Genomic DNA, 17,755 nt, shown 5'->3' with positions numbered 1-17,755 from the left:
AATATGGCAAGAGTAAAAGGCGGTTTTGTAGTACGTCGTCGTCATAAAAAGGTATTGAAACTGGCAAGAGGTTATTTCGGTTCTAAACACCGCATTTTCAAAACAGCTAACGAGCAAGTAATGAAATCCCTGGTTTACGCATACCGTGATCGTCGCAACACAAAACGTAACTTCCGCAGACTGTGGATCGTTCGTATCAATGCTGCAGCACGTATGAATGGTTTGTCTTACAACAAATTGATCCACGGATTGAAGCTTGCTGGTGTAGACATGAACCGTAAAATGCTGGCTGATCTGGCCGTTAACGACATCAATGCGTTCAACTCTTTGGCTACTGTAGCTAAAGGCAAAATCAACGCTTAAATCTGTATTTGCAAGCCGCCGTACATGGCGGCTTTTTTTACGGACTGAGAATAAGAACGGAACAGGAAGAACAAGCTAAATGTATCGTCAGCGGTCAAATGAACCGGGCGAGAAGCGTTGTGGATGAATATCACAAACTGGCATTACATATACTACAACGGCATAAAAGTGCAAAGAAAACCCCTTGTTTTTCATCGGTTTCGGGCATGGATGATATGTGTTTGTTATTTAACATCACATCGCTATAACGTTAGTGTGTTAAAACGCTAAATTATTAAGCGTTTTCAACAAAAAAAGTACAAAAATAAGTTAACTTTGGTGATTATACATCTGGATTTTAACACTGGTTGATTGTATAATCACCTCTAGTAGGCCAGTCCTAAATTTTTCTTTTCGGGTCATAATGTTCGGCTTTTCGACAGAGGAGCAGCAATCGTGAAGATAAGAATGCGCTTTTAGGGTTGCATTAAGCAGACATTCTTGCTTTAAGTATGCTTTTCTATTTGTTGATTGCGCAATGCAGACAGGATTTGAAAGGGACATATTATTAAGGGGGAAAAAGAGAAATGAAAAAAATGCTCAGCTTGTCTCTGGTGATGTTGCTGGCAGTATCGGTGATGCTCGCAGGATGCGGAAGCAAACCGAAAGAAGAAACAAATGCCGGAGGAAACAACGGTGGTACTTCCACTGAAGCGAAATCCGACCTCAAAATCGGTATGGTTACTGACGTAGGCGGCGTTAACGACAAATCCTTTAACCAATCCGCTTGGGAAGCTCTTCAAGCAACTGAAACTGAAACAGGTGTAGCAGTTAAATACCTGCAAAGTAAATCTGACGAGGAATACATTCCTAACCTGAACGAATTCGTTAAAGGTGGATATGATCTGACTTGGGGTATCGGTTTCCAATTGGCAGATGCTATCAAAACTGTAGCTGAGCAAAACCCTGATTCCAAACTGGCTATCATCGACAGCGTTGTGGATGCACCTAATGTAAAATCCGTAACATTCGCTGAAGAAGAGGGATCTTTCCTGGTTGGTGTTGTCGCTGGTCTGACAACAAAAACAAACAAAATTGGTTTCGTTGGTGGTATGGAGAGCCCGCTGATCAAAAAGTTTGAAGTAGGCTTCAGAGAAGGCGTTAAGGCTGTAAATCCTAAAGCTGAGTTCATTTCAAACTACACAGGTGCTTTTGATAAGCCTGACCTGGGTAAAGCGGCAGCTGCTACATTGTACAACAAAGGCGTAGACATCATTTTCCACGCTTCCGGTGCAACAGGTAACGGTGTGTTCAACGAAGCGATTGCTCGTAAGAAGCAAGGTCAAGCTGTATGGGTAATTGGTGTAGACAAAGACCAATCTCTGGAATTTGGCGATGATGTTACACTGACTTCCATGATCAAAAAAGTAGACGAAGCGGTTAAACGCGTAAACAAAGAAGTTGTTGACGGTACATTCAAGGGCGGCTCCGAGAATCTGACGCTGAAAGAAAATGGCGTAGGTATTGCGGACACTTCCAGTAAAAATGTGTCTCCTGAAATTTTGGCTAAAGTTGACGAATACAAAGAAAAAATCATCAGCGGCGAAATCAAAGTACCTACAGAGTAATAACGTAGAAACATTTGAATCTGCTGTAACATAATCATCAGGCCGGTCTTGACCGGCCTTGTGATTGTAAAAAGAGGAACATTTGATCAAGCCATCATAACATTTGTACAGGTTGGGAATTTGTTCAGCAACGCTCCGGTAGGAGCTTTTTCTTTCGTTTGCGGAACCACACTATATCAGTAATAAGGGTGATTACATGGGTGCAGCAACCCCCGTCGTTGAGTTGAAACAAATAACGAAGCGTTTCCCAGGCATTGTTGCCAACGACGCCATCAGCCTTCAGCTTCGTAAAGGCGAGATTCATGCTCTACTGGGCGAAAACGGCGCTGGTAAGTCAACATTGATGAACATTGTTTTTGGTCTCTATCAGCCGGATGAAGGTTCCATTGAAGTGAATGGCAAACCTGTCATCATCGACAGTCCAAACCGGGCAATCGATCTTGGCATCGGTATGGTGCATCAGCACTTTAAGCTGGTACAGCCGTTCACGGTAACAGAGAACATTATTTTGGGGTCCGAGCCTACAAAGGGTCTCAATATTAACTATAAAAAGGCCGCTGCTGAAGTGCAGCGTTTGTCCGAGCAATATGGACTCAAGGTTAATCCGCATGCCAAAATTCATGATATTTCCGTCGGTATGCAGCAGCGTGTCGAGATTGTCAAAACGTTGTATCGCGGTGCGGACATTCTGATCTTTGATGAACCAACAGCGGTGCTTACCCCTCAAGAAATCAAAGAGCTGATGGTCATCATGAAAAAGCTCGTAGCAGAAGGCAAGTCGATTATTCTGATTACCCATAAGCTGAAAGAAATTATGGAGATTTCGGATACGGTAACGATTATCCGTCGAGGTAAAGTCATTGATTCCGTCAAAACATCGGAAACAAATCCGAATGAGCTTGCAGAAAAAATGGTCGGCCGCAATGTAACATTTAAAGTGGACAAGAAGCCTGCAACACCTGGAGCCAATGTGCTTGAGGTTAGCAAGCTGATGGCCAAAAATAAAGAAGGCATCGCGGTTCTCAACGAATTGAACCTTAATGTACGTGCTGGAGAGATTGTCGGTATTGCCGGCGTTGATGGCAACGGCCAAAGTGAATTGATCGAAGCTCTCACAGGTTTGCGTAAAGTGGACAGCGGATCAATCCGTTTGCAAGGAAAAGAGCTCTCCAATCATTCTCCTCGTCATATTTCAGAGGCGGGCGTTGCGCATATTCCGGAAGATAGACACAAGCATGGACTTGTACTGGACTTCTCCGTAAGTGAGAACATTGTGCTTGAATCGTATTACAAGGAGCCTTATACGCGTAAAGGTTTCCTGAACTTTGAAGCAATCAAAAAACAGGCCAAGCGGCTTGTTGAAGCATTTGACGTGCGCACGCCTAGCATTGAGACGAAAGCACGTTCTTTGTCTGGAGGAAATCAGCAGAAAGCCATTATCGCCCGTGAGGTGGATAAAAACCCTGAATTGCTGATTGCAGCCCAACCGACTCGTGGTTTGGATGTTGGGGCGATTGAGTTTGTGCAGAAGCAATTGATTGCACAGCGTGATCAGGGCAAAGCCGTTCTCCTCATTTCATTTGAATTGGATGAGATCATGAACGTTTCGGACCGCATTGCGGTGATCTACGAAGGGCAGATCGTAGGTGAGGTGCTGCCAGAAGAAACCAATGACAGGGAGCTCGGCTTGATGATGGCGGGCAGCACCCAAAAGAGAGGTACTGCGCATGAATAAGGTGTTAAAATGGTTTACCAGGGATTCATTTATTTTGCCGATCGTGGCAATTTTGATGGGACTTGTTCTCGGTGGAATTGTTATGCTTGTCGGCGGTTATAACCCGATTGAGGCGTACAGTGCATTGTTTAAAAAGGTATTTGGGGATATGTACAACCTCGGTGAAGCTGTACGGGAAATGACTCCACTGATCATGACAGGTTTGGCATTTGCCTTTGCCGCTCGTGCTGGATTGTTCAACATCGGGGGCGAAGGACAGTTTCTGGTCGGCATGACAGCAGCTACTTTTGTCGGTGTTAAATTTGCAGGTTTGCCAATTTATATTCACGCACCGCTGGCTTTGATTGCAGGAGCTGTATTTGGCGGGCTTTGGGCTGCGATTGCAGGTTATTTAAAGGCTACTCGTGGAGTCAATGAAGTTATCAGTAGTATTATGCTGAACTGGATTGGACTGTATTTAGCTAATCTGATTGTGCGTCAGTTTCTGCTGCTACAGGGAGAGAATCGCTCCGTGAACATTAGCGATTCCGCCTCAATCAGTCTGACTTGGCTTTCTGAATTGATGGGTAATTCCCGTGTTCACTTAGGAACGTTGATTGCTCTGGTTGTAGCAGTGCTCTTCTATATTTACATGTGGAAAACGAAACAGGGCTTTGAAATTCGTGCTGTAGGTTATAACCCGAATGCAGCGGAGTATGCCGGGATGCATGTCAACCGGAATATCGTCAAAGCGATGTTTATCAGCGGTATGCTCGCAGGTCTTGGCGGGGCGTTCCAGGTACTTGGGGTATTCCAGTATCAGACGGTAATGTCAGGCTCGCCAGGTACTGGTTTTGACGGTATTGCGGTTGCCTTGATTGGTCTGAATCATCCGTTTGGAGTGCTGCTCGGTGCGCTGCTCTTTGGTACGCTCACATACGGTTCGGCAGGTATGAGCTTTGCTGCGGATGTACCACCTGAGATTATTCGGATTGTCATCGGTTCGATTATCTTCTTCATTGCTGCACAAGGCATCGTGCGCTGGGTACTTAAACCGTTCTATTCCAAGCGCAAGAAAGAGAAGGTGTTGTAGATGGACTTGTTGACAATCGGGCAAATTATCAATACGACGCTTGTCTTTGCTACGGCATTGATTTTTGCTTCCCTCGGCGGGATTTTCTCGGAAAAATCAGGGGTAACAAACCTCGGTCTTGAAGGCTTTATGGTGTTTGGTGCCTTTGCAGCCGGTATCGGTGCTCACTATGCTCAAGAAGCGGGTATGGATGGTACAACCTCGGCCTGGATGGGTGTTTTACTTGCTATTGTTCTTGGCGTGCTTGTTTCATTGATCCATGCTGTGGCGTCCATAACCTTTAAAGCGGATCAGATTATTAGTGGTATCGTAATCAACTTTTTGGCAGCAGGAAGTACGTTATATCTGGTAAAACTGTTGTTCGAAGGTTCAGGCGATTCACCCTTGGTACAGGGGTTTAGCAAATTTAGTGTGCCTTTGCTGCAAGATATCCCTTTGCTTGGAGAAGCTTTCTTCAAGAATATGTATCCAACAACGTATCTTGCGATTTTGTTTGTATTCCTGACCTATTACATTTTGTTTAAAACACCATTTGGACTGCGTTTGCGCTCTGTTGGTGAACATCCAAGTGCGGCAGATACAGTAGGTATTAAAGTACGTCGTTACCGTTATGTTGCAGTTATGATCAGTGGTGCGCTTGCAGCTATTGGTGGCGCGGCAATTACACTGACAACGACTGGCACATTCTCACACAATACGGTTTCCGGTCAAGGTTATATTGCTATTGCGGCGATGATCTTTGGTAAATGGAATCCGATCGGTGCTTTTGGAGCGGCGGTATTCTTCGGATTCTCTCAAGCTATTCGTAACTATGTTCAACTGTTTGAATGGTCGCAGAGTATTCCCCAGGAAATTATTTTCATGCTGCCTTACCTGCTCACCATTATCGTGCTTGTGGCTGCGGTTGGACGTTCGTCGGCTCCATCAGCGCTGGGTGAACCATATGATCCAGGTAAGAGGTAACAGATATACTAATTTGATTTTGTGTGCAATAAATGAACTATAAGCATACGAAAGGTCCGCATTTATGCGGGCCTTTTTTTGTATAAGAGCACCCAACTTTTGCGGTAGGGACAAAGAAACAGGCGAATCCAGTCATGGACGAATACACTGTTTTGAATGATCCGAGGAGGAGGGATAGTATGAAAAGACACGTTACGCGTACTGAAGCGATGAAACTCATAGGCAAAAACATTGTTGCGATCAAAAAAGATGGTACTCGGGTTACAGGAAAGCTGATCAAGGTATCTGGCGATAAGCTGGTTCTCAAGCGTGTAGGTGGGAAAAAAGTGCGTACCAAAGCTATTTTGCCACTGGTGTTGTTTGACTTGCTTGCCATTGCGACATTGCCTTATGCGTTTGGTCCTGGTCCCGGATTTGGCCCTGGATTCGGCCCCGGTCCAAAACCTGGGCCTGGGTACGGCCCTGGGTATGGACCAGGTTACGGTCCGGGGCCTGGGTATGGTCCGGGTCCAGGCTACGGACCTTACGGTCCCGGTCCAAGACCACCAGGATTTTTCTAGGAGTATAGTCTTTTTTCCATTTCGTAGCAGCGACTCATCCCGATATATCGTAGAGTTTGATAACCATTTTTTTGGTAAAAATGACATCCCTTTGTGTTGCCCTCATCTACCATGACTTTTGATCTTCGGCAGCCGCGAGACAATGCAAAGCTTTCGGCTTTATGAAGTAAAGTCTGGCCGTATCGTTTACGCTGCTCTTTCGTGCTGACGGCCATCATATCCACATAAAGCAATTCGCCATGCATGAGGAAATGGATGAAAGCTATAGCGGCTTTGTCAGGCTCCGGCGAGATCACAAAGGTCATACCCCTGTTCATCCGCAGGGGTATTTCTTTGCGTATTTTGTTAATTTCCTTCTCACTCATATGAGATAGAGGAACAAGTTGGGTATCAATCAGTTTTAGAATTGCGTTATCATCCAGCTTGGATGAACGTTGACGAATGATCATACGGAGCCTCCTTTCGGGGCCAGTCGTGTGGCCTGTATATCCTATGCCCGAGACGAGACAAAAGGTGACTGTATGAAGTTTAGAAGTTGGGGCAATCTAGGAATGAAATATTAGCCGGAACGAGTTCTGTGCATTTTTATTAAAACAGGTATTGACTTATCGGTTAGAGGAATCATATAATGTTCCTAACATTTAACGAGAATATTTCATCGGCTATGAAGAGGACGAAGTTTTAAGGGCTCTTTTGCTCAGAGAGTGGATGGATTTGCTGAAACCACCACCATTACCCCTTATATACGAGCTCACCTCGGAGCTGTTTTCCTGAAAAGCATTGGATCGTCAAATCCTTGCCTATTAGGGGAAATCGTAAGTCTGCGTTACAGACAACAGGTATGGGAGACGACTTTGTTCGTTTGGACATCGTTTTGTTATACCTGGTAAGGTCCGTTATTGCGAAATTTCGGACAAAGTTGGGTGGTACCACGGAAGCGATAACCTTTCGTCCCTCGCAAGCATGAACTTGTTTGCAGGGATGGAAGGTTTTTTTTGTAACTTTAAATGTCAGAATGGTGTAAATTCCGAGAGGAGGATGACTGATGGGAGCTCATATTCCAGAAGTACGATCAACAGATGCATTACGTGAAAAATGGATGAAGCCGGAGGTCATTAGCGGCTCCGAGATTCTGCTGAGAAGTTTGCTGCTTGAAGGTGTTGAGTGTGTATTTGGTTATCCAGGCGGCGCCGTATTGTATATCTATGATGCGATGTATGGCTTTGAAGATTTCAAACACGTTCTTACGCGTCACGAACAAGGAGCAATTCATGCAGCTGATGGTTATGCACGTGCCAGCGGCAAGGTTGGTGTCTGTATCGCAACTTCGGGTCCAGGTGCAACAAACCTTGTAACCGGTATTGCAACAGCTTATATGGACTCCGTTCCTTTGGTTGTTATTACAGGTAATGTTGTTTCTAGCCTGATTGGCTCGGATGCTTTCCAGGAAGCGGACATTACGGGCATTACAATGCCAATCACCAAACACAGCTATCTGGTCAAAGATGTAAAGGATCTGCCGGGTATCATTCATGAAGCGTTCCACATTGCGAACACAGGCCGTAAAGGACCAGTCCTGATTGACATTCCGAAAGACGTGTCTGCAAACAAAACGTTGTTTGAACCACACACGGAACCTGTTATATTGAGAGGGTACAATCCACGGACGGTACCAAACAAGCTGCAAGTTGACCGTTTGGCACAAGCGATTCAGGAAGCTGAACGTCCAATGATTCTTGCTGGCGGCGGAGTAGTTTACTCCGGTGGACACGAAGCACTTTTCGAATTTGTAGAGAAGACAGGCATCCCGATCACCACAACACTTCTCGGACTCGGCGCTTTCCCAAGCGGGCATGAGCTTTGGACTGGAATGCCGGGAATGCACGGAACCTACACGTCGAACATGGCGATTCAGCAATCCGACCTGCTCATCAACATCGGTGCTCGATTCGATGACCGGGTAACGGGTAAGCTGGACGGATTCGCACCACATGCGAAAATTGTTCATATCGACATTGATCCGGCAGAAATCGGCAAAAACATTGCGACAGATATTCCGATTGTAGGCGATGTGAAAACGGTACTGGAGATCGCAAACAAGGAAGTTGGACGTGCTGAACGTGCAGATGCCTGGAGAGATCAGATCAAACAATGGAAACAGGAAAAGCCTTACACCTATACGGATTCGGATGAAGTGCTGAAACCGCAATGGGTTGTTGAATTGTTAAACGACACCACTAAAGGTGAAGCGATTGTTACAACGGATGTAGGTCAGCATCAGATGTGGGCGGCGCAGTATTACAAGTTTAATCAGCCGCGTTCATGGGTAACGTCCGGTGGACTGGGAACGATGGGCTTTGGATTCCCTTCGGCAATTGGTGCCCAGATGGCAAATCCGGACAGACTGGTTATCTCGATCAACGGAGACGGTGGAATGCAGATGTGTTCGCAGGAGCTGGCTATCTGTGCAATCAACAACATTCCGGTTAAAATCGTAATTATCAACAATGAGGTTCTTGGTATGGTACGCCAGTGGCAGGAACTGATCTATGAAAATCGTTACAGCCATATCGACCTGGCAGGAAGCCCGGATTTTGTGAAGCTGGCTGAAGCATATGGTGTTAAAGGGCTGCGTGCAACAAACAAAGAAGAAGCTGAGCGCGCTTGGCAGGAAGCTTTGGACACACCTGGACCAGTCGTTGTAGAATTCGTAGTACGAAAAGATGAAAATGTGTATCCGATGGTTCCGCAGGGAGCGACAATTGATCAAATGCTGATGGGGGATGGCGAAGAATGATAAGACATACGATTTCCATATTGGTTAATGACCAGCCTGGCGTCCTCCAGCGTGTATCCGGATTGTTTGGTCGTCGCGGCTATAACATTGAGAGCATTACGGTAGGACAGTCTGAAGAGCCTGGACTATCCCGGATGGTCATTGTTACCATTGGTGATGACAAAACTCTCGAGCAGATTGAGAAGCAGCTGTACAAAATTATTGATGTCATCAAGGTAGTTGATTTTAGCCTGAAGCCGATGGTTGCTCGTGAACTCGCGCTGATCAAGGTGAAGGCAGAACCTTCCGAGCGTCCGGAAATTTTGGGTGTGGTAGAAACATTCCGCGCATCCGTTGTAGATGTTGGACCAACAAGTCTGATGATTCAGGCGGTTGGAGATACGGATAAAATTGATGCCATGATTGAATTGCTCAAGCCATATGGCATTCGTGAATTGTCCCGTACAGGTGTTACTGCATTGGTACGTGGCAACGTATAAAGGTATAATGGTTTCAGGACGGGCTGAGACATGCATGAACACGATGGTATCATTGTGAAAGTGCACGGTTAGTTGAACAAGAAGGCTATCTGTTGAACATATGTCAGTCCGCTATCTGCTGTAAGGTAACATTTTAGTGATGTAACGCTTGAAAAGACAGCCACACCCCCGCATTAACGAGCGGGTGTCTGAACGGATCATGCATCGCGGCTTCAGCAGCGAACAGTCTGTTCTGGCTACTTGCTGGGTCAGGATTACAGGACAGGTCCATTGAGACACCCGCTCATTAATGAAGGGTTCTTTACAATACAAAGGAGGACTTATAACATGCCAGTAACTACTTATTATGAACAGGATGCAGAGCTTAGCGTATTGAAAGGAAAAACGATCGCGGTGATCGGATATGGTAGCCAAGGTCATGCTCAGGCGCAAAACCTGCGTGACAGCGGATTGAACGTAGTCATCGGACTTCGTGAAGGTAAATCTTTTGACGCTGCTAAAAATGATGGATTTGAAGTTTTGTCTCCGGCTGAAGCAACTAGCCGTGCTGATGTGGTTCAAATCTTGCTGCCCGATGAAACACAAGCTTCTGTATACAAAAACGAAATCGAACCAAACCTGAAAAAAGGCGCAGCATTGCTCTTCTCTCACGGTTTCAACGTTCACTTCGGCCAAATCGTTGCTCCTAAAGACAGCGATGTATTGCTGGTAGCTCCTAAGTCCCCTGGTCACATGGTACGTCGTACCTATGTAGAAGGATTCGGTGTTCCTGGTCTGATCGCCATTGAAAAAGATGCAACAGGTAAAGCGAAAGACATCGGTCTCGCTTATGCTAAAGGAATCGGTTGTACACGTGCAGGCGTTATCGAAACTTCTTTCCGTGAAGAAACAGAAACAGACTTGTTCGGTGAGCAAGCGGTTCTGTGTGGCGGTGTAAGTGCCCTCGTTAAAGCTGGATTCGAAACGTTGACAGAAGCTGGTTATGCTCCAGAAATGGCGTACTTCGAGTGTCTGCACGAATTGAAGCTGATCGTGGACATGATGTACGAAGGTGGACTTGCAAGCATGCGTGATTCCATCAGTAACACAGCTGAGTACGGTGACTATGTAACTGGACCTCGCGTGGTAACTGAAGATACGAAGAAAGCAATGAAAGAAGTGCTTTCCGATATTCAACAAGGTAAATTCGCACGTGACTTCATCCTGGAAAACCAATCCGGCCGTGCATTCCTGACAGCTACACGTCGTAACGAAGCTGAACACCCAATCGAAGTGGTTGGCGGACAATTGCGTGAAATGATGCACTGGATCAAGAAGTAATAACGGCTTTTGAAATAACAAGCAACTTACAGCGTGAACTGGAAATAGCGGCCGTGCTTATGCGTGAGCCGCTATTCTGGTTTGTGGAAACATATCGAAGCAGGAGGTGCGAGGCGTGCGTAAAATTTACGTTTTTGATACAACGCTGCGTGATGGAGAGCAATCTCCGGGAGTCAATCTGAACACTCGTGAGAAGGTGGAGATTGCCCATCAACTGGAGCGACTTGGCATTGACCGGATGGAAGCGGGTTTCCCGGCGGCATCTCCAGGCGACTTGGCCGCAGTCAACGCCGTAGCGAAAGCGGTTAAAAATGTTACAGTGATTGGCTTGTCCCGCTCCAGAGAGCAGGATATTGATGCGGTTAAAGAAGCGCTTAAAGGTGCACAGGACCCGTGTATTCACGTATTCCTGGCGACCTCGCCCATTCATCGTCAGCATAAGCTGCGTATGGATAAGGGCCAGGTGCTGGATACGGCACGCTCTGCAATCCGTTATGCGAAGAAAACATTTTCCAAGATCGAATTCTCTTTAGAGGATGCAGGTCGTACAGAATATGATTTTCTCGTGGAAATGGTCAATATGGCGGTTGAAGAGGGCGCTTCTGTCGTGAATATTCCCGATACAGTCGGATATCTGAGTCCATACGAATATGGAAATATTTTCAAACACCTGAAAGAGAACGTTCACAACATTGATAAAGTACAGCTGAGTGCGCACTGTCACAACGATTTGGGTATGGCAACAGCGAATACGCTTGCTGCGATCCTGAACGGAGCGGATCAGATTGAAGGCACCATCAACGGGATTGGGGAGCGTGCGGGCAACACGGCGATTGAAGAGATTGCTATGGCGCTGGAGACACGTCAGGAGTTTTTCCAAGCCAAAACGACGCTGCAATTGTCCGAAATTGCACGTACCAGCCGTTTGGTTAGCCGTCTGACGGGCATGGTTGTTCCGGGGAACAAGGCGATTGTTGGTGCAAACGCATTTGCACATGAATCCGGTATTCACCAGGATGGCATGCTTAAGGAAAAAACAACGTATGAGATCATGACACCAGAAACGATTGGTTTGAAAGAGAGCAAGCTGGTGCTGGGTAAACACTCTGGCCGCCACGCGTTCCGCGAACGCCTGATTGATCTGGGGTATGAACTGGATGAAGAAGCGCTGAATCGAGCGTTTGCACAGTTCAAAGATTTAGCCGATAAGAAAAAAGAAGTTACGGATGAGGATCTGCTTGCGGTAATCGAAGAGAAGCTGCAGGATGCACCTGAGGTGTACAAACTGGAATCAATCTTTGTAACGTATGGTGACGAGTCTGTACCTGCGGCCAAGGTGCGCATTACTACGTTGGATGGCCAAACGGTCGAGAAGCAGGCAGAAGGTAATGGTTCGGTGGATGCGATCTACAATGCGATTGATCAGGTGAGCGGAGAAGAGGTTACGCTGTCTGATTATTCCATTAAATCCGTTACACATGGCAAAGATGCGCTTGGTGAAGTTCATGTTGTATTGACGCAAAACCAGGTCTCTGTTCAAGGACGGGGTGTAAGCACTGATATCCTTGGCGCAAGTGCGCGTGCATATGTGGACGGCTTGAACCAACTGATCGAGAAACGTAAAACGTACACGAATCGTGTAAATGTAAATTTATAGATGATGAGCACTTGAGCACCTAAAAAGTCTGACTCGCTGGAGTCTGCTGTTCGTGTCATATCAACGCGGTTAACACGTTGATATAATATAAACAGTCCAGCAGGGTCAGACTTTTCTCATGACAACCTTATTTTATTAAATTACCATGCGTACGCGTTAGGCGCGTGCCCGCCAGGGCCAGGGAAAATCTCATCCAGACGTTGAAGCGTTGATTCATCCAGTGTCAGTTCAAGGCATTTCAATGCCGTTTCGAATTGCTCGAGCGTGCGTGGACCGATGATTGGTGCTGTAACTGCCGGATTGGCTGCAACCCAGGCAAGGGCTACCGTGTCCTGAGGCTCGCCCAGATCATGGCATAGAGCTGCGAAATCCTCTAGCTGTGACTGCTGCTGTTCAATGCGCTCTGCGATGCCGCCGCTGCGAGTGCCTTCAAGCTTCTGTAGCGCATTACGTCCCAGGAATCCCCCATCCAGCGGGCTCCACGGGATAACGCCAAGACCTAACGCTTTGGCAGCTGGCAGTACCTCCAGCTCAGGAAGCCGGCAGTTCAGGCTATATTTATGCTGCTCGGACACGAGTCCGAGGAAATGGCGGTTTTTGGCTTCACTTTGGGCGAGAGCGATCTGCCAGGCGGCGAAGTTGCTTGAACCCACATATCCGATTTTCCCCTGATATACGGCATGTTCAAATGCTCCCCACAGCTCGTCCCACGTAACGGCAGGATCAACATGGTGCATCTGATAAAGCTCGATATGATCTGTTTGCAGACGCTGAAGCGAACCTTCAAGATGGCGTCTGATTTTGTATGCAGAAAGACCAGCCTCGTTGTTCGGTCCGTCTGTCTCATCATGCATGGAGCCATAGACTTTGGTGGCAAGCACAACCTTTTCTCGCCGTCCGCCGCCCTGCTTGAACCAGCGGCCGATAATCTCTTCGGTCAGACCGGAATTTTCTCCCCAGCCATAAATGTTAGCGGTATCAAAAAAGTTCACGCCGGCATCCAGTGCTGCATCCATGATGCGGAAAGCTTCTTTTTCGTCCGTAGCAGGTCCAAAGTTCATCGTTCCAAGACAGATGCGGCTGACTTTAAGGCCTGATTTACCCAGATACGAGTATTGCATGGTTTAACATCCCTCCAGCATTCCTGATTTTGACTCAGGTATATTTTACCCTACACTGTTCTGAGGAACAATACGCAAGCAGGCATGTTTGGCCTCCAAGCAAGCGTACAAACCAAGTCTTATAGGCAAAAGCTATTAAAGTCATAGATTGTATATCTTGGTCAAATGACTGTAGAATATGATACAAAGAAGAGAGTTATTAATGAGACGAAGCTTAAACAGCAAGCAAGAGACTATAAGAATGATTGAATAAGAGGGAGTGTACAACCTATGGCAGACGTGAAAAAAATTGCGGTAATCGCAGGTGACGGAATTGGTCCTGAAGTGGTGGCCGAGGCTGAGAAAGTTCTGAAACGTACAGAGGAAGTGTTCGGTTATCGTTTTGAAACAGAGCATGCTCTGTTTGGCGGTATTGCGATTGACGAGAAGGGCACACCGCTGCCGGAAGAGACTTTGACAGTATGTAAAAATGCAGATGCAGTGCTGCTCGGCGCAGTTGGCGGACCGAAATGGGACAATAACAGCAAGGAGCTGCGTCCTGAAACTGGTTTGCTGGGTATCCGCAAAGCGCTTGGCTTGTTCTCCAACCTGCGTCCGGCTGTCGTATTTGACTGCTTGAAAGACGCCTCCACACTGAAGCCTGAGGTGCTTGAAGGCACTGACCTGATGGTTGTTCGTGAACTGACTGGCGGTATTTATTTCGGGGAGAAGTTCAGACGTGAAAGTGCTCAGGGAGAAGAGGCTGTGGACACTTGTGCTTACAACGTCGCAGAAGTTGAGCGCATCGTTCGCCAAGCATTCGAGATCGCTCAGGGACGCCGCAAAAAGCTGGCTTCCGTCGACAAAGCAAACGTGCTGGAAACGTCCCGCCTCTGGCGTGAAGTGGTTAACCGGGTAGCCCCGGATTACCCGGACGTTGAACTGGAGCACGTGCTTGTAGACAACTGTGCAATGCAGCTGCTGCGCCGTCCAGCAAGCTTTGACGTTATCGTAACGGAGAATATGTTTGGTGACATTTTGAGTGATGAAGCGGCAATGCTGACGGGTTCCATCGGTATGCTTGCCTCCGCATCCCTGGGCGAAGGAAGCTTCGGGCTGTATGAGCCAGTTCACGGCTCTGCACCGGATATTGCTGGTCAAGGATTGGCGAACCCGATTGCAACCATTCTGTCGCTGGCCTTGATGTTCCGTACAACGTTTGGATACGCAGAAGGTGCAGATGCCATTGAAGAAGCGGTAGCCAACGTATTGAATGCGGGCCACCGTACAAGTGATATCGCTGTAGACAAGAGCAAAGCCATCAGCACTACAGAGATGGGCGATCTGATTGTCGCAGCTATTCAGAAAAAAGCCTAAGCGTGCCAGTTTAATTCCCTATAACAAGATGTCATAGAAGAATCAACATTCTGTGATATATAACAGACAGCCCTTTGCTTCCCATGTTAAACCACCTATGTTGGTTCCGATCATGGAAAAAACAGAGGGCTGTTCTTTTGCGATGTTGGCACGAAAATTTCTTATTTATAATAATTATAAAAAAATAACGTTTATAATCTTGACTTTGAGAAGTACGGATGATAACATTTTATATGTACTTGAGAACAAGTATCAAACTGATTAATGACAGGACAAGCGCCCTGCGTGCATCCTGATGATGAGCAATCTATAGGGTTGCTTACATAATCCCAAAGGAGGAATTTTTAGTTATGGCAGAACGTTTGGTTGGTAGACCAGCACCAGATTTCGCAATGGAAACAGTATCGGGAGACGGACAAGATTTTGGTTCCGTTAAATTGTCCGATTACCGTGGCAAATGGCTCGTATTCTTCTTTTATCCTTTGGACTTCACATTTGTGTGCCCAACTGAAATTACAGCTTTGAGCGACGCTTCCGAGCAATTCAAAGCTTTGGATACAGAAATCCTTGGCGTGAGCGTAGACTCCGTACACAGCCACAAAGCATGGATCAACACACCAAAAGACAGCAATGGCCTCGGTCAGTTGAGCTTCCCGCTCGCTTCTGACATCACGAAGCAAGTTGCTAAAGATTACGGCGTTCTGATCGAAGAAGAGGGCGTAGCATTGCGCGGTCTGTTCATCATTGATCCAGAAGGCGAATTGAAATATCAAGTGGTTAACCACAACGATGTAGGCCGCAGTGTTGAGGAAACTCTTCGCGTACTGCAAGCACTTCAATCCGGCGGATTGTGTGCAATGAACTGGAAACCAGGCGACAAAAACCTGTAAGCCGTGTTTACTTGAACTCTTTATGTTCAAGCCCTCATCCCACTCGGGATTGAGGGCTTTTTGCAACCTTTTTCAAAGATAGAGCGTTATCTTAATCAAAGTGTTTGAACAAGCTTTCAGACGTGTTAATAATGTAATAGAAGATTATCTTTATTTTGGGTAGAGGAAAGAGGAATTGAAGGCTTGTAAGGCGAATAGGGTATGGAAACCCGGTAATTATTCCGGTGCTCCGCATTTATAATTTATTTATAAATGTGATACACTGTTTGAACACGATTCCCTTTCGAACGTTGTTGAAGTGCACGGGATGGCGTAATAAATACATTCCGGCACCTAATAAGGAGGGTGAACAAAAATGAGTTACTGTTGTGGGGCTAGTATGGTGGGAACGAAGGGCACGCTGAAGCATTACCGCACCCAGGTTCATAATGTTCCCCTGCTGTTTTGTCCGGTGTGTCACCGGGTTGAGGTGCATTACAAGGTTGAGAATGAGTATGAGATTCTTGCTGAGTATGCGCATGGCGATGGAGCTTCCGAGATTGATTTTCAAGACTATGTCACAGAAGACGAGGATGCGATCTTCGAAAATTGCGTCAATCGTGAAAGTGAAGATGCGATGGTGATTGTACAACGTCAGATTGATATGTCACTGGATCTGCTACGGCTCGCCAAGGAAATGCAGGATGAGAAGTGGGAGAGCGAGTTGAAACGTCGTCTTGCCGTCATGAGTCAACGCAAGTTGAAAATTCAGCATAACAAAACGGGACTATAGATTTGTAACGAGACATAATATGCACGCATTACATTCAATATAACGATACTAGACGAAGCTGAATTACCTTTAAGGTGAGGAGGCTTCGTTTTTTTGTGGTTTATGTCCGTATTTGCTACCATTTTTGCAAAATAATTTCCATTCGACACTTTCTCCGATTGACTCTCTTCCCCAAACTTGTCTATGATAAAAACAGACTTGAAAAAGAGACGGAGCAATGCTTTAAGTTTTCGTCTGGCAATGAGAGAAGTTTGGAAAGGAACCCGGTAATGAACTTAAATCGGCCCTTCCTGTTTCTGTGATGATATGATGTCCGTATGGCAATGTTTATCATTTACGTGAAAAGGAGGAACCTGAATTGATTAGTGAATTTCAGGATACAGTGCCTCAGCGAGCAGATGTACCTCCTCAAGTGCATCTGGATTACAATAAGTATGAAAATGTTTTGGAACACATGGATAGCGGAATTATGCTGTTTGACAACCGTGGTATCTTGACGTTTATTAATGTTCAGATGGCCAAGTTGCTGGAACTGCCCAGAGATCTGTTAAGTGGATGTACGTTGATGCAGATGCTCAGTCTACCTCAGATGAGTCGATTCAAGAAAAAGAAAATTTTAAGAATTTATCGGGAGACAATCTTTCACCGTAAGCGTTACCATGAATTGACAGATGAATACGGAAGGCACTGGCTCGTGACGGTTACCTACGGTGATCAGATGGATGGTGATTTTCTATTTAGCGTGAAGGATGTATCGGATTACAAACAGATTGAGCAAACCGCCTATCAGAATGACAAGCTGGCAATGCTTGGACGTATCTCTGCCTCCATTGCCCATGAGATTCGCAATCCGTTAACCGCTATTCGTGGTTTCATCCAGTTGCTACGTCCCCATCTGCTGCAGCTTGGCAAAGACGAATATGCACGAATAATATTAACGGAGATTGATCGGGCTAACGATATTATTTCACGCGTGTTGAATAACCAATAAAAGGTAGAAAAAGAACCGCAGCCTCGGTAAAATGTTTGTACCCCTACAAACTCCGAAAGGTGGCGGTTCCAT

15 protein-coding genes and 1 pseudogene are annotated in these 17,755 nt (G+C 46.2%); 14 read left to right on the top strand and 2 right to left on the bottom strand.

Going from position 1 to position 17,755, the window contains the following annotated elements:
• Positions 1-3 precede the first annotated feature (3 nt).
• From rplT to DFQ00_RS29230, 6 genes are all read left to right on the top strand, one after another.
• The gene (gene rplT, locus DFQ00_RS16810) at positions 4-363 is read left to right on the top strand and encodes a 50S ribosomal protein L20 (protein ID WP_017689664.1); all 360 of its coding nucleotides are present in this window, start codon (positions 4-6) and stop codon (positions 361-363) included.
• Between the two features lie 566 nt (positions 364-929).
• Positions 930-1,970: a BMP family lipoprotein gene (locus DFQ00_RS16805; protein ID WP_110897657.1), complete on the top strand. Its 1,041-nt coding sequence runs from the start codon at positions 930-932 to the stop codon at positions 1,968-1,970.
• 196 nt (positions 1,971-2,166) lie between these two features.
• A complete protein-coding gene (locus DFQ00_RS16800; RefSeq protein ID WP_110897656.1) occupies positions 2,167-3,705 on the top strand; it encodes an ABC transporter ATP-binding protein in 1,539 nt (512 codons plus the stop codon).
• Positions 3,698-4,777: an ABC transporter permease gene (locus tag DFQ00_RS16795; protein WP_110897655.1), complete on the top strand. Its 1,080-nt coding sequence runs from the start codon at positions 3,698-3,700 to the stop codon at positions 4,775-4,777. Before DFQ00_RS16800 ends, DFQ00_RS16795 begins: the two co-directional genes overlap by 8 nt.
• Positions 4,778-5,740 carry an ABC transporter permease gene (locus DFQ00_RS16790; RefSeq protein WP_110897654.1) on the top strand — a complete coding sequence of 321 codons (963 nt, stop codon included), beginning with the start codon at positions 4,778-4,780 and terminating at the stop codon, positions 5,738-5,740.
• Positions 5,741-5,919: 179 nt separating this feature from the next.
• A complete protein-coding gene (locus DFQ00_RS29230) occupies positions 5,920-6,300 on the top strand; it encodes a hypothetical protein (protein WP_110897653.1) in 381 nt (126 codons plus the stop codon).
• On the opposite strand, the gene DFQ00_RS16780 is transcribed toward DFQ00_RS29230, so the two are convergent.
• Positions 6,297-6,746, bottom strand: a complete 450-nt coding sequence (locus DFQ00_RS16780) for a GNAT family N-acetyltransferase (protein WP_425271037.1) — start codon at positions 6,744-6,746, stop codon at positions 6,297-6,299. The genes DFQ00_RS29230 and DFQ00_RS16780 overlap by 4 nt on opposite strands.
• Positions 6,747-7,345: 599 nt before the next feature.
• Between DFQ00_RS16780 and ilvB the strand changes: the two genes are divergently transcribed.
• The 4 genes from ilvB (at position 7,346) to DFQ00_RS16760 (ending at position 12,553) form a co-directional block, all read left to right on the top strand.
• The gene (gene ilvB, locus DFQ00_RS16775) at positions 7,346-9,097 is read left to right on the top strand and encodes a biosynthetic-type acetolactate synthase large subunit (protein ID WP_110897651.1); all 1,752 of its coding nucleotides are present in this window, start codon (positions 7,346-7,348) and stop codon (positions 9,095-9,097) included.
• Positions 9,094-9,576, top strand: coding sequence for an acetolactate synthase small subunit (gene ilvN, locus DFQ00_RS16770; RefSeq protein ID WP_110897650.1), 483 nt, complete (start codon positions 9,094-9,096; stop codon positions 9,574-9,576). The genes ilvB and ilvN overlap by 4 nt, the downstream gene beginning before the upstream one ends.
• Before the next feature lie 327 nt (positions 9,577-9,903).
• On the top strand, positions 9,904-10,896 hold the full coding sequence (gene ilvC / locus DFQ00_RS16765; RefSeq protein ID WP_090922211.1) for a ketol-acid reductoisomerase: 993 nt from the start codon (positions 9,904-9,906) through the stop codon (positions 10,894-10,896).
• A gap of 115 nt (positions 10,897-11,011) precedes the next feature.
• On the top strand, positions 11,012-12,553 hold the full coding sequence (locus tag DFQ00_RS16760) for a 2-isopropylmalate synthase (protein WP_110897649.1): 1,542 nt from the start codon (positions 11,012-11,014) through the stop codon (positions 12,551-12,553).
• 140 nt (positions 12,554-12,693) lie between these two features.
• Here the strand turns inward: DFQ00_RS16760 and DFQ00_RS16755 are convergent, their stop codons facing one another.
• On the bottom strand, positions 12,694-13,674 hold the full coding sequence (locus tag DFQ00_RS16755) for an aldo/keto reductase (protein WP_110897648.1): 981 nt from the start codon (positions 13,672-13,674) through the stop codon (positions 12,694-12,696).
• Between the two features lie 270 nt (positions 13,675-13,944).
• On the opposite strand from DFQ00_RS16755, the gene leuB reads away from it, so the two are divergent.
• From leuB to DFQ00_RS16735, 4 genes and pseudogenes are all read left to right on the top strand, one after another.
• Positions 13,945-15,030 (top strand): 3-isopropylmalate dehydrogenase, encoded by a 1,086-nt coding sequence (gene leuB / locus DFQ00_RS16750; protein ID WP_110897647.1) that lies wholly within the window; start codon positions 13,945-13,947, stop codon positions 15,028-15,030.
• Between the two features lie 350 nt (positions 15,031-15,380).
• Positions 15,381-15,920, top strand: coding sequence for a peroxiredoxin (locus DFQ00_RS16745; protein WP_110897646.1), 540 nt, complete (start codon positions 15,381-15,383; stop codon positions 15,918-15,920).
• A 355-nt stretch (positions 15,921-16,275) separates the two neighbouring features.
• A complete protein-coding gene (locus tag DFQ00_RS16740) occupies positions 16,276-16,692 on the top strand; it encodes a hypothetical protein (RefSeq protein ID WP_110897645.1) in 417 nt (138 codons plus the stop codon).
• A gap of 358 nt (positions 16,693-17,050) precedes the next feature.
• Positions 17,051-17,677, top strand: a pseudogene (locus tag DFQ00_RS16735) (histidine kinase dimerization/phospho-acceptor domain-containing protein); the annotation flags it as partial.
• Positions 17,678-17,755 lie beyond the last annotated feature (78 nt).

The organism is Paenibacillus barcinonensis (genome assembly GCF_003217495.1).
GTDB classification, from domain to species: domain Bacteria; phylum Bacillota; class Bacilli; order Paenibacillales; family Paenibacillaceae; genus Paenibacillus; species Paenibacillus barcinonensis.
The sequence above is the reverse complement of the archived record's forward strand: the minus strand, read 5'-3'. Positions and strand labels throughout refer to the sequence as shown.

Excerpts from the sequence above, each read along its gene's own strand:
- rplT (WP_017689664.1), top strand. The coding sequence starts at position 4 with ATGGCAAGAGTAAAAGGCGGTTTTGTAGTACGTCGTCGTCATAAAAAG.
- DFQ00_RS16805 (WP_110897657.1), top strand. The coding sequence starts at position 930 with ATGAAAAAAATGCTCAGCTTGTCTCTGGTGATGTTGCTGGCAGTATCG.
- DFQ00_RS16800 (WP_110897656.1), top strand. The coding sequence starts at position 2,167 with ATGGGTGCAGCAACCCCCGTCGTTGAGTTGAAACAAATAACGAAGCGT.
- DFQ00_RS16795 (WP_110897655.1), top strand. The coding sequence starts at position 3,698 with ATGAATAAGGTGTTAAAATGGTTTACCAGGGATTCATTTATTTTGCCG.
- DFQ00_RS16790 (WP_110897654.1), top strand. The coding sequence starts at position 4,778 with ATGGACTTGTTGACAATCGGGCAAATTATCAATACGACGCTTGTCTTT.
- DFQ00_RS29230 (WP_110897653.1), top strand. The coding sequence starts at position 5,920 with ATGAAAAGACACGTTACGCGTACTGAAGCGATGAAACTCATAGGCAAA.
- ilvB (WP_110897651.1), top strand. The coding sequence starts at position 7,346 with ATGGGAGCTCATATTCCAGAAGTACGATCAACAGATGCATTACGTGAA.
- ilvN (WP_110897650.1), top strand. The coding sequence starts at position 9,094 with ATGATAAGACATACGATTTCCATATTGGTTAATGACCAGCCTGGCGTC.
- ilvC (WP_090922211.1), top strand. The coding sequence starts at position 9,904 with ATGCCAGTAACTACTTATTATGAACAGGATGCAGAGCTTAGCGTATTG.
- DFQ00_RS16755 (WP_110897648.1), bottom strand. The coding sequence starts at position 13,674 with ATGCAATACTCGTATCTGGGTAAATCAGGCCTTAAAGTCAGCCGCATC.
- leuB (WP_110897647.1), top strand. The coding sequence starts at position 13,945 with ATGGCAGACGTGAAAAAAATTGCGGTAATCGCAGGTGACGGAATTGGT.
- DFQ00_RS16745 (WP_110897646.1), top strand. The coding sequence starts at position 15,381 with ATGGCAGAACGTTTGGTTGGTAGACCAGCACCAGATTTCGCAATGGAA.
- DFQ00_RS16740 (WP_110897645.1), top strand. The coding sequence starts at position 16,276 with ATGAGTTACTGTTGTGGGGCTAGTATGGTGGGAACGAAGGGCACGCTG.